This window comes from Methanobrevibacter woesei, from assembly GCF_003111605.1.
GTDB lineage: Archaea > Methanobacteriota > Methanobacteria > Methanobacteriales > Methanobacteriaceae > Methanocatella > Methanocatella woesei.
Genome location: NZ_MZGU01000004.1, coordinates 278,392 through 293,577 on the forward strand (window position 1 = coordinate 278,392; position 15,186 = coordinate 293,577).

General features: G+C 28.8%; 15 protein-coding genes. 8 read left to right on the forward strand and 7 right to left on the reverse strand.

The genetic code is table 11. The features are described from left to right. Positions 1–2 precede the first annotated feature (2 nt). Entirely contained in the window at positions 3–389 is a 387-nt protein-coding gene (locus MBBWO_RS03900) for a UPF0146 family protein (RefSeq protein ID WP_116669570.1), read from the reverse strand. A gap of 120 nt (positions 390–509) precedes the next feature. On the opposite strand from MBBWO_RS03900, the gene MBBWO_RS03905 reads away from it, so the two are divergent. Next, complete coding sequence (locus tag MBBWO_RS03905; protein WP_116669571.1) at positions 510–941, forward strand: GNAT family N-acetyltransferase; 432 nt, start codon at positions 510–512, stop codon at positions 939–941. A 27-nt stretch (positions 942–968) separates the two neighbouring features. Here MBBWO_RS03905 and MBBWO_RS03910 read toward each other — a convergent pair whose 3' ends face one another. Next, positions 969–1,472 carry a zinc ribbon domain-containing protein gene (locus tag MBBWO_RS03910; RefSeq protein ID WP_116669572.1) on the reverse strand — a complete coding sequence of 168 codons (504 nt, stop codon included), beginning with the start codon at positions 1,470–1,472 and terminating at the stop codon, positions 969–971. 146 nt (positions 1,473–1,618) lie between these two features. On the opposite strand from MBBWO_RS03910, the gene prf1 reads away from it, so the two are divergent. The 7 genes from prf1 (at position 1,619) to MBBWO_RS03945 (ending at position 9,250) form a co-directional block, all read left to right on the forward strand. Continuing rightward, complete coding sequence (gene prf1 / locus MBBWO_RS03915; protein WP_116669573.1) at positions 1,619–2,857, forward strand: peptide chain release factor aRF-1; 1,239 nt, start codon at positions 1,619–1,621, stop codon at positions 2,855–2,857. A gap of 322 nt (positions 2,858–3,179) precedes the next feature. Beyond that, positions 3,180–4,514, forward strand: coding sequence for an NADP-specific glutamate dehydrogenase (gene gdhA / locus MBBWO_RS03920; protein ID WP_116669574.1), 1,335 nt, complete (start codon positions 3,180–3,182; stop codon positions 4,512–4,514). 167 nt (positions 4,515–4,681) lie between these two features. Continuing rightward, positions 4,682–6,832, forward strand: a complete 2,151-nt coding sequence (locus tag MBBWO_RS03925; protein ID WP_116669575.1) for an AAA family ATPase — start codon at positions 4,682–4,684, stop codon at positions 6,830–6,832. Continuing rightward, complete coding sequence (gene mcrC / locus MBBWO_RS03930) at positions 6,829–7,866, forward strand: 5-methylcytosine-specific restriction endonuclease system specificity protein McrC (RefSeq protein WP_116669576.1); 1,038 nt, start codon at positions 6,829–6,831, stop codon at positions 7,864–7,866. Before MBBWO_RS03925 ends, mcrC begins: the two co-directional genes overlap by 4 nt. Before the next feature lie 67 nt (positions 7,867–7,933). Then, a complete protein-coding gene (locus tag MBBWO_RS03935; RefSeq protein WP_116669577.1) occupies positions 7,934–8,260 on the forward strand; it encodes a DUF2085 domain-containing protein in 327 nt (108 codons plus the stop codon). A 13-nt stretch (positions 8,261–8,273) separates the two neighbouring features. After that, positions 8,274–8,591, forward strand: a complete 318-nt coding sequence (locus MBBWO_RS03940; RefSeq protein ID WP_116669578.1) for a hypothetical protein — start codon at positions 8,274–8,276, stop codon at positions 8,589–8,591. A 110-nt stretch (positions 8,592–8,701) separates the two neighbouring features. Next, a complete protein-coding gene (locus MBBWO_RS03945) occupies positions 8,702–9,250 on the forward strand; it encodes a hypothetical protein (RefSeq protein WP_116669579.1) in 549 nt (182 codons plus the stop codon). Between the two features lie 24 nt (positions 9,251–9,274). On the opposite strand, the gene MBBWO_RS03950 is transcribed toward MBBWO_RS03945, so the two are convergent. The 5 genes from MBBWO_RS03950 to MBBWO_RS03970 all read right to left on the reverse strand — a co-directional run bounded on the left by MBBWO_RS03950 (position 9,275) and on the right by MBBWO_RS03970 (position 15,182). Then, positions 9,275–9,889 (reverse strand): orotate phosphoribosyltransferase-like protein, encoded by a 615-nt coding sequence (locus tag MBBWO_RS03950; RefSeq protein WP_116669580.1) that lies wholly within the window; start codon positions 9,887–9,889, stop codon positions 9,275–9,277. Positions 9,890–9,901: 12 nt separating this feature from the next. Then, complete coding sequence (locus MBBWO_RS03955) at positions 9,902–10,855, reverse strand: Gfo/Idh/MocA family protein (protein ID WP_116669581.1); 954 nt, start codon at positions 10,853–10,855, stop codon at positions 9,902–9,904. A gap of 15 nt (positions 10,856–10,870) precedes the next feature. Then, entirely contained in the window at positions 10,871–11,740 is an 870-nt protein-coding gene (gene hemC / locus MBBWO_RS03960) for a hydroxymethylbilane synthase (protein WP_116669582.1), read from the reverse strand. Between the two features lie 140 nt (positions 11,741–11,880). Continuing rightward, positions 11,881–13,329 (reverse strand): coenzyme F430 synthase, encoded by a 1,449-nt coding sequence (cfbE, locus tag MBBWO_RS03965; protein WP_116669583.1) that lies wholly within the window; start codon positions 13,327–13,329, stop codon positions 11,881–11,883. Further along, a complete protein-coding gene (locus MBBWO_RS03970) occupies positions 13,329–15,182 on the reverse strand; it encodes a bifunctional NADP phosphatase/NAD kinase (RefSeq protein WP_116669584.1) in 1,854 nt (617 codons plus the stop codon). Before MBBWO_RS03970 ends, cfbE begins: the two co-directional genes overlap by 1 nt. Between the last annotated feature and the right edge of the window lie 4 nt (positions 15,183–15,186).

The following is a 15,186-nucleotide window of genomic DNA, read 5'->3' on the forward strand; positions in this document are numbered from 1 at the left end:
CCCTATAATATATAAAAACTGGCTTTTTTGTAGTTTTTAAGCTTCATTTTACGAGGACCAGTATTTAAATCTTCATTAAATAAAGGCCTTATTATAAGTTTAGCATTAGTTAAATCTTTTAATTTTACAAGATATGGCTGAAGTTCACTAGGGGGTCTAATAGAGTATATAATATCAACATCTTTGTATAAATCCAAATTTGGATTGGTTATATCGTCTTTTATGACACTTTCATCAGCAGGTCTAATATCAGTTTTTATAATATCAACCTGGTCTTGTTTCTTTAGATATTGATATACAAGGTCAACTTTTCCAACTCCAATTTCAGCTATTTTTAAAGGCCGTTTATCGGTAATTGTTAGAATGTATTCTCCTAAATCTTCCCACATCTTTCTGCCTCTACCTGTTTAAAAGATTCATGTATATTATTAATATTATATAATATAAATATTGTTTATTGATAGTTTTATATACTACGAACTTATTATATGTTATAGAAGGTAATTTTTATGAGAGTTAGAGAATTTGTACCAAATGATTTGAGGAGAGTTCATTTTATTCATGAAACTTCTTTTGACCAATCTTATGGTTTAGCTATTTTTAGAAAATTATATGATATTGGTGCAGGTTTTCTAGTTGCTGAAGATAATGGCTTAGTTGTAGGTTACATTTTATTTTGGATAAAAGAAGAAAATGTAGGTCATATCATCTCAATAGCTGTTGATGAAAAATACAGATGTTTAAAAGCAGGTACAATGCTGTTATCAAGAGCAATTTCCACATTAAAAATATGTAAATTAAGTAAAATTACTTTAGAAGTTAATGAAAATAATAAAATAGCTATCAACTTCTATAAAAAGTTTAATTTTCAAGTTGATAGGTTAGTTCCAAAGTACTATGACAACGGGGATGGTGCCATAGTAATGTATTTGGATATTTAATGATTGATTCTAAGTTAGTTAGATACATTAGAAAGTCATATTGAAACTTTGATTGTATGTAGTGGCATTAATTAAATCATTTACTGATACTAAACCACTTGAAAGTGCTAAAGCAATAATCAAAACATACAATATTAAAATTCCTAGTTGTATACGCCCATGTTTTTTAGCTACTGGATCTTTTCTTGTTGCAAGGTAAATAGCTATTATTAATCCAACTATTCCTCCTAAAATACAGAATAAATAACCCATAATAATTAAAAATTTACTTGTGCTAGATTTATTTGGATTATTTTCACTATATTTAATAAAAATTGGTGGTTGATCAAAGGTTTGTTCACCAGCATTTTTAAATATTAATGGTGTTCCACATTTTACACAGTATGTCGCTTCAGGAGGATTTTCACTACCGCATAAAGGACATGTATTTTCATTTACATCAATTTTAGGAAATTCATATCCACATTTTACACAAAAACCAAATTTATCATCACTTGTTGTGTTACATTGAGGGCATCTTCTTAGAACCATATTATCATCATGTCAATTTTATTATACATATAATTATATCGAACTTATATTTAAATATCCCACATTAATTATTTATATGTAAAAGACATAAAATTATATTATTATAATTATTACTATATTTTTTATTATTTTTTTAAGGGATTACAATGGCAAAAGCAACATCAAAAGAATTATACGAATTTAAAAAAACTTTAAAAGAATTATCTGGTAAACGTGGTAAAGGTACTGAACTTGTTTCTGTTTATATTCCACATGATAAACAATTAAGTGATGTTGGAAAGCAAATGAGGGATGAACTTGGTCAAAGTGCTAACATTAAAAGTAAATCTACAAGAAAAAATGTTCAATCAGCTATTGAGGTTATTTTACAAAGAATTAGATTATTTAAACAACCTCCTGAAAATGGTTTAGTTTTATTTGTTGGTATGATTCCTAAAGGAGGGCCAGGTACTGAAAAAATGGAAACATATGTATTTGAGCCACCTGAAGCTATTACAACTTATTGGTATCAATGTAACAATGAATTTTTCTTAGAACCATTAGAACACATGATTGAAGAGCATGAAACCTATGGTTTAGCTGTAATTGACAGGAAAGAAGCTACAATAGCTACTTTAAAAGGTAAAAAAGTTACAATTTTAAACCATTTAACTAGTGGTGTTCCAGGTAAACATAAAGCTGGGGGACAATCACAAAGAAGGTTTGACCGTGTTATTGATCTTGCTGCTCACGAGTTCAAAAAAAGGATTGGAGATCATATGAATGAAGATTTCCTTGCTTTGGAAGAACTTAAAGGAGTTATTATTGGTGGTCCTGGATTTACTAAAGAGGAGTTTGTAAAAGGGGACTATCTTAATTATGAGATTAAAGATAAAATCATTGCAACTGTAGATACTTCTTATACTGGTGAATTTGGTATTAGAGAAGTTATTGACAAATCTGCAGACATTTTAAATGATTTAGATGTAATGCATGAGAAAAAAATTGTCCAAAAATTCTTAAAAGAGTTGATTAAGGAAAAAGGACTTGCAGCTTATGGTGAAAATGAAGTAAGAAACAGCTTAATTATGGGTGCTGTGGATACTTTATTATTGTCTGAAGATTTAGTAGCTATTCATAAAGTTTTAAAATGTCCAGCATGTGGTGAAACTAAAGAGTTGACTGTTAAAAATGAGGCTGAATATTCTAAAGCAGATTATAGATGTGAAAAATGTAATGAGTCTTTAAAAGAAGAAAGTTCTCTTGATTTAATTGATGACTTTGTAGAAAAAGCTGAAGAAATGGATACTACTGTTGAATTCATATCTTCTGAAACTGAAGAAGGAATGCAGCTTTTAAGAGCATTTGGTGGAATTGCAGCTATATTACGTTATCATTTAGGATAATGTTCAAACCTTTTATTTTCCACTAATTTTTTATTATTTTGTTTTTATTTTTCAAGAAAAAATATTTATTTTGATGATTTTTTTTAATTTTTATTTAATTTGTTTAATTTATTTGCTTTTTTTACTAATTTTCTGAACTTTTTTTCTAAAAATAACATTGTTTATATATTAGTAAATTTAAATAATATATTGTATTGTTAAATATTCTTGTTAATAAACTAGGATAATCTGAATTTTTATTTAATGATATGTGATGGATTATATTTACAAGATTTTTATTTTGTATTTAATTCATTGAAACTTAATTAATGGAGGAATATTTGTGTCATATGTAGATGATGTAATCGAATTAGTTGTAAAACAAAATCCCTCTGAACCAGAATTCCATCAAGCTGTAAAAGAAGTATTGGAATCCTTAAGAGTGGTCATTGAAGAAAATGAAGAAGAATTTAAGAAAAATGCACTTCTTGAAAGATTAGTAAACCCAGAAAGACAATTAAAATTCCGTGTTCCTTGGGTAGATGACAATGGTCAAGTACAAGTAAATACTGGATACCGTGTACAATTTAACAGTGCTATTGGACCTTACAAAGGAGGATTACGTTTCCACCCTTCCGTAAATGTAGGTATTATTAAATTCTTAGGATTTGAACAAATCTTTAAAAACTCTTTAACTGGACTCCCAATTGGTGGAGGAAAAGGAGGATCTGACTTTGATCCTAAAGGAAAATCTGATAGGGAAATAATGGCATTCTGTCAAAGTTTCATGACTGAATTATGCAAATATATTGGTGCAGATACTGATGTTCCAGCAGGAGATATTGGTGTAGGTGGTAGAGAAATCGGTTTCTTATACGGCCAATATAAAAGAATTAAAGGATTATCTGAAGGAGTATTAACTGGTAAAGCTTTATCTTACGGAGGTTCTTTAACTAGGACTGAAGCTACTGGTTACGGATTATTATACTTCACTGATGAAATGTTAAAAAACAATGATATTGACATCAAAGATAAAACTATTGTTGTATCTGGTGCAGGAAATGTAGCTATTTATGCAATTGAAAAAGCTCAACAATTAGGTGGAAAACCTGTAACCTGTTCTGATTCTACTGGTTGGATTTACGACCCAGAAGGAATTGATGTTGAATTATTAAAAGAAGTTAAAGAAGTAAAACGTGCAAGATTAACTGAATATGCTAGAGAAAGACCAAGTGCAGAATACCATGAAGGTAAAGGTGTATGGTCTATTAAATGTGATATTGCTCTTCCATGTGCTACTCAAAATGAATTAGACTTAGAAGATGCAAAAATCTTAGTAGAAAACGGTGTTTTAGCAGTAGCTGAAGGAGCTAACATGCCAACCACTATTGAAGCAACTGAATACTTCCAAGCTAATGATGTATTATTTGGACCAGGTAAAGCTTCCAACGCTGGTGGAGTAGCTACTTCTGCTTTAGAAATGGCTCAAAACTCTCAAAGATTATCTTGGACCTTTGAAGAAGTTGACTCTAAACTTCAAAATATTATGCAAAACATCTTCCACAACATCGATGATGCAGCAAAAGCTTATGGTTTAGATAAAAACTATGTAGCTGGAGCAAACATTGCAGGATTCGAAAAAGTTGTAGATGCAATGAATGCACAAGGAATTGTATAATTCCTTTGCTTTTTCTTTTTTTTATTATTTTTTTTCAGTTTATTTTTAGTTCTATTTTTTATAATTTAATAGCTATTTTTTTTCATGTTATCAATTTGTTATGAAAATACTTTTTTAATAGTTAAATTAAAATTATTATTTAACTAGTTAATAGGGTTGTAATTTTTATGAGTAATGGTAATTATGAATGGATTCCTTTTTATGAGGAATTCGCAGATAGCTTATTGAAGTACAAAAACAATAGAAAAGAACTTATTGATAAGATTTATAAGTGTTATGATGAGAATAACATTCAAATAGCTACTTTAGAAGGAGATGGTGCTAGCAAATCAATATTTCCTTTTGATATAGATCCATTTACAGTTTTTGCATTATTTAATAAGAAAATATCTGATGATAATCGTATAAAGTTAGTTAATATATTTAAACAAGAATTTTCACTTTCAAGTAATGCTCCTGAACATTTTGATGGTATTCCTTTAGTAAATAATCTTTCTGCAACTTTTTATTATTTTTCTGATTCTCGTGGAGATAAAGATATTGATAATTTGTGGGGTGTTTTTGAAGCAGCACTTGAAATTTCTAAAAAGCCTAATGAAATAGCTATTAATAAATTCATGTCTTATTATGATAATGTTCTTAAACAAAAGGGAATTAAATGGAAAATTACTATGGGTCTATTTTGGATTAGGCCTAATAAATTTATTAATTTAGATGCTACCAATAGATCTTTTTTAGAAGAGGAATCTCACTTATCAGATACTGTTGCTAATAAAATAAAGAATTTAAAAAACCCTCCAAAAGCCATTGAATATCTTCAACTCTGTGAAGATGTTAAATCAGTTTTAAGTAGTTACTCTTTCAACTATAAAACATTCTCTGAACTTTCACATGAAGCATATACTCAAAAAGATGTAAATGATAGTGATTTGCCCGTTGATGGTCTTGGAGATGAGGATGTAAAAACAACTAAATATTGGATTTATTCTCCAGGTGAAAGGGCTAATATGTGGGATGAATTTTATGAAAAGGGAATTATGGCTATTGGATGGGAAATTGGTGATTTAACTAAATTTAAATCCAAAGAAGAAATTTCTAAAGCTTTGCAAGATTATTATAATGATAATAAACCGCATAAGAATGAGGTTCATTGTTTATGGCAATTTGCACATGATATTCAAGTAGGAGATATAATATTTGTTAAAAGAGGTAGAAATGATATTGTGGGTAGGGGGATTGTAACCTCTGGCTATAAATTTAATAAGGGACAGTACTATTCTCATTCTAGAACTGTTCAATGGATTGATAAAGGGATTTGGAGTATGAAAAAAAATTGGGATGAGAGAACTAAATCTTTACCATTGAAAACACTTACTGAGTTTACAATGTATACTCACATTCTCAATCAGATAAAGGATTTATTTGAAGAAGAGGATGTTGAATCTATGAAAGAATATCCTTCTTATTTAGCTGAAGATTTCTTAAATGAAGTTTACATTGGTAAAGATGAATATTTTACTCTTCTTAATCTTTTAAAAAATAAAAAGAATCTTATTATTCAGGGAGCTCCTGGTGTAGGCAAAACATTTCTAGCTAAAAGACTTGCTTATTCAATAATGGGTCTTAAAGATGTTGACAGATGTATGATGATTCAGTTCCATCAAAGCTATTCTTATGAAGACTTTATTATGGGATTTAGACCATCTAAGGAAGGTTTTGAACTTAAACATGGATCATTTTATAATTTCTGTAAAAAAGCTGAAGAGGATGATGAAAACGATTATTTCTTTATTATTGATGAAATAAATAGAGGAAATATAAGTAAAATCTTCGGTGAATTATTCATGCTAATTGAAAATGACAAGAGAGGAGATAAAAATAAAATTCGATTAGTATATTCTGATGAGCTATTTTTCATTCCAAAGAATGTTTATATAATTGGATTAATGAATACTGCAGATAGAAGTCTTGCAATGATTGATTATGCTCTTAGAAGAAGATTTGCATTTTTTGATTTAAAACCGGGATTTTCCTCTGAAGGATTTATACAATACCAAAAAGAGATTAATAGTTCTGAATTTGATAACTTAATTGAGAATATAAAAACTCTCAATGAGGAAATTAAAAAGGATGAAAGTTTAGGGGAAGGATTTGCTATTGGCCATAGCTATTTTGCTAATTTGAATTCAGAGGATATTGATGAAAAATTAAACTATATAGTTAATCATGAAATCATTCCTTTATTAAATGAGTATTGGTTTGATGAGCCAGAGAAAGTTGAACAATGGTCTAATCAATTGAGAAGTGTGATTAATTGATTCCTATTAAAAATATTTATCATATGCTTTGTTATGCATTTTCTGTATTAAATGAAAATGAATATAATAAAGTATGTACTGAGGATTTTGAGAATACTTTAGAATTATTTGCTGAGATATTGGATATAGGAATTAAAAAACAGATCAAACAGGGTTTAGTTAAAGATTATATTGAAGAAAATGAAGTTACCTCTTTAATTAGGGGAAAAATAAATATTTCCAATTCAATTAAAGATCAAAGTTTTCTAAAAAGGCAGTTGTACTGCACTTATGATGAATTTTCTATTAACTGTTATTTAAATCAAATTATAAAATCTACCTTAAACTTAATTTTAAAAAATGATTTGTCTAAAGAACGTAAATCTAAATTAAAAAAGATTTTACCTTATTTTAGAGAAGTTGATACTTTAGAGGTTAATAAAATTAATTGGAAAATAAGGTATGATAGGAATAACCAGAATTACAGGATGATTATTGGAATTTGTTATTTAACAATTAAAGGATTGCTTCAAACAGAAGATAGGGGAAATGCTAAATTAATGGAATTTTTAGATGATCAAAGAATGAGTAGATTATATGAAAAATTTATTTTAGAGTATTATAAGTTAGAATATCCTGTAATTAAAGTTCATTCGCCTCAAATTAAATGGCAATTAGATGATGATAATTCATGGTTACTTCCAGTAATGCAAACAGATATAGTATTGTCATATGGGGATAAAACTTTAATTATTGATGCGAAGTATTATGGTAATATTTTTAGAAAGCATTATGATGTAAATACTCTTCATTCTGGAAATTTATATCAAATTTTTACCTATGTAAAAAATAAAGAAATAGAATTATCAGATAAATCTCATGAAGTTTCAGGCATGCTTCTTTATGCTAAAACTGATGAAAAATTAGTTCCAAATCAAAAATATACTATGAGTGGAAATGTTATATGTATAAAGACATTAAATCTAAATCAGGATTTCAGTTTAATTAAAAAACAGCTTGATGATATAGTTCATGAATTTATTTTAGAAAATTGATATAGTAACATTTTATATACATTGGCGATATATTGTTTAGTAATTAGGAAAACTATGTGATATATTTATGAGTATTTTTAAATATTTTTGCCATCAAATACCTGAAAGAAGTTTTTTCATTGGTAGTCATCAGTTTCCAGTATGTGCAAGATGTACTGGGGCATATTTGGGAATAGCTATTATGATTTTAGTCTATTTTTCAATTCCAATGCCTTTTAATTTAGACATGATTTTTTTATCTTTTATTTTAGCTATTCCTGCAGTTGTTGATGGTGTAACTCAGCTGTTTAATTTTAGGGTAAGTAATAATGGTTTAAGAGTGATAACAGGTTTTCTTTTAGGGGTGGCTATTGTAATATTTTTTAAAAGTTTAAAGCATATTTTTTTACTTTAGAGAGGTTTTTCAGATGTCTTTTGGTGATATTTTTTCAATTTGTTGTTTTTGTTGTATTGTCATAATAGCTATTGGTGCTATTGCTTCTATTTTCTCTTCAGAAGAGGAAAGTACTACTACTTTTACTTATGATGATGATTCGTACGAAGTTGATTCCAGTTATGATGATTTAGAAGATGATGATTCTGTTGAAGAGGATTATTATGATTATGATACTTATGATCATAGTGATAATCTATATTCTGATTCTGATGATTATTATTACTCTGATTACTATGAGGGAGGATATGGCAGTTCTCCGAGTGGTCACTATTATGGTCATTATCACTGATTATATTTTTTTAAACAATAGTTTAATAACAAAATACATATAATTTATATACATTAAAACTAAATATAATTATAACGAGTTTAAAGTTGTTCTTAGTAAAGGTGGTAATTATGGATTTCAATAAAACTATAACTTCAAAAGAGGATTTTAACAGTTTTAATTTATTTAGTTTTAATTGGGAATCTATTGACAATAAATTAGCTGAAGATAATTGGTTAGATGAGAAAAATAGCATTTCTTTTTTTAAGAAATCTATAGAAACAACATCTGGAGGTATTGCAGCCTATCTTAATTCCAATAAATCTTACAAACCTGTATTTTCTGATTATAAATTAGGCACTGCTCCAGAAATTAATTTATCTATTGTTGATGATTTTTTATCAAAAGATGAGGATATTATAAAAATATTTAAAAATAAGTTCTATGCACTTATTTTAACAGATTTAGGAATTTATGAAATTGAGTATGATAAATTGTTGAAAGATACAGACATTAATTTTTATCCAAAAAATTCTATTAAAAAGATTTCAATTAAATTAAATAAAGAAAATAACACTTCTGAAATTACTTTGGACAATATTATTAAAAAAAGTAAAATTAATTTTGGTTTAAACACTTCAAAAGAAATTTTTAAATTAATAAAAGATTATTATTTATAAAAAAAGAAAAGTAGTGAATTAGGCTTAACCTAATCTACTTACTTTAATTAAAGATTCTACAGGAACACCATCAATTTCAGAAAGGCCTGCTTTATCAATTAAAACTGTAACAGCAATAGGTTCTCCGCCATGATCTTTAACGGTTTCAAGTACTTCTGTAACAGTATTACCACTTGTGATAACATCATCAACTATTACAACTTTTTTACCTTCAACGGATCCAAAGTTTTCACTAATAGCTCCTTCGCCATCACCAATGTCATTTTGTTTTCTGTGTTTATTTGGGTGGAAAACTGCAAGGGATGTTTCAACACCACTCATGTCTTCTAAAAAGTCAGCCATCATTGTTGCAAATGGAATTCCACTAACTGCAATTCCAACAATAACATCTGCTTCACCATGAGATAATGCCATATCGCTTAATGCACCAGAAACATATCTAAGTCTTGTAGAGTTTCCACCAAGGCTTTGCCAGTTAATTGCAAAGTCAACTGGTGCTTCTGGTTTTTCATCACGTGGTTTTTGAAGAGTTAACCATCTGGCTGTGTCCATAGATACATTTAATTCATCAGCTATTTCCCCAGTGGTGAATCCATGTTTTCTAAGCTCTTGTGCTTTTTGAATTAGTTCATTTTCCATAATATCACTGATTTAATCAAGTTCATCAAAACTAATTGGTTTATGTGCTCTGGAGGATTTGCTTGCAGCTATTACCATTTTAAGAGCATTAAGCCCATCTTCCCCAGTGATTACAGGGTCTTTTCCTTCATCAACTGCTTCTAAGAAAGATTTTAACTCTTCTTTTAATGGTTCTTCATGTTTTATATTAATGTCTTGTGCAAATTTTCCAAAGACTTCAATACTTTGTTCTATGTAGTCAACAGATATGATTCCATCTGTTCCAGTAATTTCAATTTCTCTTCTTTTATATGGAGTTAACCAGTTTACTTCAAGAATACCAGTAGCATTAGTAAAGCTAACCATAATTTCAGCATGGTCTTCAAAGTCAGTTTTATCTAAAATACTACTCATTGTTCCATAAACTTGTTCTACATCTTCGTTGAATAAGTAGTACATTACATCTAAATCGTGAATAGCTAAATCAATACATACTCCAACATCTTTAATCCTTGGAGGGAATGGACCTACTCTTTTTGCAGAAGCTGAAACCACATCACCAATTACATCATTTTCAATAAGCTCTTTTGCTTTTTGAACAGCTGGGTTGAATCTTTCAACATGTCCAGTTCCAAGAATAACTCCTTTTTCTTTTGCAGCAGCTATCATTTCTTCAGCTTCTTCTAAGCTAAATGCAATTGGTTTTTCTACTAAAACATGTTTACCATATTCAATAGCTTTCATTACAACATCGTGGTGGTGGGTTGTAGGTACACAAACACTTACAACTTCGATTTCTGGATCTTTAAGTAAGTCTTCATAGTCAGAATAACCTTTAGCATCGTATTTTTCACATACTTTGTTTAATGTTCTTTCACTAACATCAGAAACTGCAACTAAATTCGCTTCTTCTAATCTGTAATATACACGAGCATGGTTATATCCCATTGCTCCAACGCCGATAACACCTACATTGATTTTCCTCAATTTTAGTCCTCCATATTATACATAATCTTTAAAAATCATACCAATTTTTCTACCTAAATCCTCAGCATCTTTAATAGATCCAGTTTCATTACATTCTTTAAGAATTTCACCTTCTTGGGTTAAAAGAATTGAATATAAATTAAATTTATTATTATTAAATCTAGCTATTGCTCCAATAGGCCATTGGCATCCAACACCTAGTTCTTTAAGAATACTTTTTTCTCCGAATACTTCTTGCATGGATTGATAATGGTTTAATTTTGAGATAACCTCTTTTTTATCAGAATCTTTCCTAGTAATCACAGCTAAAGCACCTTGGCCTGCTGCAGGAGTAAAGTAATCTAGTGGAAAAATAGTTTTAATATTATTATCTAAATTTAGTCTTTTAAGTCCTGCTTGAGCCATGATTGTAGCATCTAAGCTTGTATCTTTAACTTTGTTTATTCTGGTTTCAATATTACCTCTAATAGGTTTTAACTGCAAATCTTTTTTATAAAGATTACAGAAAGCTTCTCTTCTTAAACTACTTGTACCTAATGTAGAACCTTCAGTTAATTCATCCCAACTTTTATCTGAGATTAACACCTCATTAGGTGCTTCTCTTTTAGGAACAGCTACTATTTCAAGATCTTCATCTAATTCAGTTGGTAAATCTTTAAAGCTGTGAACTGAGAAATCAACTTCTTCTTCAAGCACTGCTTTATCTAATTCTTTAGTGAATAAGCCTTTTGAATCCATATTATATAATTGAGAGTCGGTAATTTTATCTCCTTTTGTTTTAATAATATTGATTTCAATATCTTGTCCAGTAATTTTGGATAAATCTGCACAAACATCTTTGGTTTGTTTAAGTGCTAATTGACTCCCTCTAGTTCCAACAATCAACTCATCATCTCCAATTTCTATAAGAAATATTAATTATTTTTCTTATATTCCAATTCTTATTGTAGAATTTAATGCTATGATTATTTTCTATCACTATATTTTTTTATTCATGATAATTTATAAGTATTTTCATATTTGCTTTATCTTTTGTTCAATTCTTTATAATTGGATCTGTAGATAAACAAAATATTTTTGCCTTTTTTGATGTTTTTATTAATTGCATCCTGATAATTTTTAACATAGCTGTGTTTTTTATCCATTTTATTGAAGATATTTAATCCAACATCTCCTGTTAAAGTTAAATCCAAATCATAGCTATCTAAAAGATTGCTGACTTTCTCTTCATCAATTTCTTCACAGGTTATTCCATAATCTCCACCAATAATGATAGAATAATTTTCAAGGTCTTTTATCATGTCAATGGAGTTTTCAATAGCTTTTGTATTAATTCCAGGGTTAATTTCTTCAATGATTAAGCTATTTTTCACTGTTTTTTTGGAACTTCTTCCAAGGATTCCCTTATAATTTTCAAGACCGTTAATAATTTTATCTTCACTAATATTTGATGCTAAACTTACAGTAATAGCTCCTAAGACATTCTGTACATGGTGATGTCCTGGTGCAAAAGTAGCTATTTTAAACCTACCATTTATTTTATCACCAGTGACTGTTTTTAAATTGGTATATGTTACATCAAATGTGGTTTTATTTAGACTGTATTTTATGTTACTTGCATAGACATTAGCTTCAGAATTTTCTAATGAAAATGTGTTAATTTTATTTTCAAATTTTTCTTTTTCTAATGGATAATAGTCATCAAGTGTTTCCTTTTCAATAGCTATTAAGTTACATCTAAATACTTGGGCTTTTGCTTTATGTGCATTTAATCTATTTTTTGCAATAGGATAATTTTCAGCAATATTTGTTAAAAGTCCAATATCTCCAATTCCAGTAACTCCTAATGATGACTCAAAAATAGCAACTCCATATTCTACAATATTTTCACTTTCAACCTCGCCACTAGCTATTTTACATATTGGATTTGAAGTTTTGTAAGCTAAATCGATAGTTTCTTTAATGTTAGCTGGTGTTATGCTGATATTTTTCTTAAGAGTTGTTTTTTCTCCATTTCTATAAAGTAAAGCACCTAAACTACTTAAAATTAGCGGGTTTTTAAAGTTAAAAATTTCTTTTAACATGAAAACAGAGCTAGTTTTCCCTTTGACTCCAGTAACTTCTATTTTTAATATTTCAGGATATTTTTCACACCATTCATCAAGTATTAATGACACTGCTTCATGATGGTTTAAAAAAGTGTAGTTGATATTTGGATTGTTAATTTCCTTTTTAATATCTTCTTCACTTAATGGGAGGTGAATAGGAGAAACTACTGTTAAATTTTTAATATTTTTGTCAATAGTCTCTAAATTTATAACTTTAACTCCATATACTTCAAGCATTTTTTTATCAATTGGTTTTAAAGTTTTATAGATGTCATATGCATAAACAGTATCATATTTTTTAGTCTTTACAAGGCTAATAGCTATTTTAACTCCACCATGAGTTAAATCAATAATTAAACAATCCATTATAAGCACCGTGGGACATTATGAATTCCGCCTTCTATCAATTTCTCTTTAACTTTTTCATAGAAGTATTTTTTACTTGTCCTTATGAAGTAAACATTTCTATCGGATTTTTTGAATTTAATTTCTTCCTGATATTCTGCTTCTTCATTAATTTGACCATCCATTACAAATACTGCTTTTTTACCTTTTTTAAGCAATTTTACTATTATTTCACTATTGTCAGATATAACAAATGGTCTTACTCCTAATTTATAAGGACAAATTGGAATTATAATGAATCCTCCAACTTTTGGATCTAAAATAGGGCCTCCTGCTGACATGGAATATGCTGTAGAACCACTTGGTGTTGAAATAATTAATCCATCGGCTCTGAATTCTTCAACTATTTCACCATCTACCTGGACTTCAAAGTGTAACATTTTAGCAGGACTTTTAGTCATTATCACTACTTCATTTAATGCAGAATATTGGTGATTTTCATGTGAGACAATGAGTTTTGTTCTTTCTTCAACATAGTATTCACCTTTTAAAATTTTTGTTAAAACTTTAAATGTGTCTTTGACTTCAATTTCTGTTAAGAATCCTACAGTACCCATGTTAATTCCAAAAATAGGAATTTCTTTGGTCATTTTACTTTGAGTTCTAAGTAATGTTCCATCTCCTCCAAGTATTATTGCCATATCGCAGTCAAAATCAGACAATTTTTTAGACAATTTTTTATAATTTGTTTTAAAAGTCAAGTCTTCAATTTGATCAGCTATTTCAGGAGCTTCTTCTTGTGTTTTCTTAATGATTTCTTTAATATCTGGATTATCTTTAAGGGATTCAAGTTTTTTACTTAATCCTTTTTCAATTTCTACTTCAATACCATTCATTAATAGGAAATCAATAATTTTTGCAGAGTATAAGACAGATTTATATTCATCTAAACGACTGACAATTCCAACATTGCCAATAACATCGGATTCATTATCATTTAAGATATCAATAATTTGATTGTGGAGTATTTTATTATTAGCTGCAACAACAATTGTTTTTTCATAAATACTGAGCTTGTTGTTAAGTTTTTCACCGTATTTATTTGTGATTATACCTCCAACTTCCTCAACGATTAATTTAGAAGCAGCTATATCAATTATTCTACTTCCTCTTAAATCAAGAAAAGCATCATATTTTCCACTAGCTACATAGGATAATTCAAGAACTACAGAACCTAAAACACGCATACGCCTTGCATTATCAACTAATTTGGAAGCTGTAATTGTACTGCTTTTTGTAAATCCGCCAAGGGACATATTGCGAATACTGGTGTTCTCAGATGGTTTTACAGTTTCATTATTTAACCAGCAGCCTTTTCCTTTTTCTGCTTCAAAGAAATTGCCATTTCCAAAATTACTTATGAAACCTAATTCAACATCATCTAAAGTAGCTACTCTTCCTTTAGGTACATTTGCTACAGCTACTGAAATACCATATGCTGGAATTTCTTTAATTGCATTGCTAGTTCCATCTAATGGATCTACTAAGAAAATAAAATGAGGTGTTTCATCTTCACTTAAATCAGTTCTTCTTAATTCTTGTGTAAGTGTAATTTCTTCGGATTTGCCTCTTCCTAATTTTAATTCCCCTATTTCTTCACTGATGAGATATGAGAGATAAGGTGACTTTTTAAGAACGTTAATAACTTCATTTTCTGCAATTATATCAATAAATGAGGTTGGTGTCCCGTCTGCACCAATTTTAACTTGTTCTCCAGATTCTGGATTTCCAACATAAGGTCTAATAGCCCTTCCAACATCTTTAATTATTTCATATGCAAGATTTGTAGCTATTGTTTTTTCTTTTTCATTCATTTTG

Excerpts from the sequence above, each read along its gene's own strand:
- MBBWO_RS03900 (WP_116669570.1), bottom strand. The coding sequence starts at position 389 with ATGTGGGAAGATTTAGGAGAATACATTCTAACAATTACCGATAAACGG.
- MBBWO_RS03905 (WP_116669571.1), top strand. The coding sequence starts at position 510 with ATGAGAGTTAGAGAATTTGTACCAAATGATTTGAGGAGAGTTCATTTT.
- MBBWO_RS03910 (WP_116669572.1), bottom strand. The coding sequence starts at position 1,472 with ATGGTTCTAAGAAGATGCCCTCAATGTAACACAACAAGTGATGATAAA.
- prf1 (WP_116669573.1), top strand. The coding sequence starts at position 1,619 with ATGGCAAAAGCAACATCAAAAGAATTATACGAATTTAAAAAAACTTTA.
- MBBWO_RS03925 (WP_116669575.1), top strand. The coding sequence starts at position 4,682 with ATGAGTAATGGTAATTATGAATGGATTCCTTTTTATGAGGAATTCGCA.
- MBBWO_RS03935 (WP_116669577.1), top strand. The coding sequence starts at position 7,934 with ATGAGTATTTTTAAATATTTTTGCCATCAAATACCTGAAAGAAGTTTT.
- MBBWO_RS03940 (WP_116669578.1), top strand. The coding sequence starts at position 8,274 with ATGTCTTTTGGTGATATTTTTTCAATTTGTTGTTTTTGTTGTATTGTC.
- MBBWO_RS03945 (WP_116669579.1), top strand. The coding sequence starts at position 8,702 with ATGGATTTCAATAAAACTATAACTTCAAAAGAGGATTTTAACAGTTTT.
- MBBWO_RS03950 (WP_116669580.1), bottom strand. The coding sequence starts at position 9,889 with ATGGAAAATGAACTAATTCAAAAAGCACAAGAGCTTAGAAAACATGGA.
- cfbE (WP_116669583.1), bottom strand. The coding sequence starts at position 13,329 with ATGGATTGTTTAATTATTGATTTAACTCATGGTGGAGTTAAAATAGCT.
- MBBWO_RS03970 (WP_116669584.1), bottom strand. The coding sequence starts at position 15,182 with ATGAATGAAAAAGAAAAAACAATAGCTACAAATCTTGCATATGAAATA.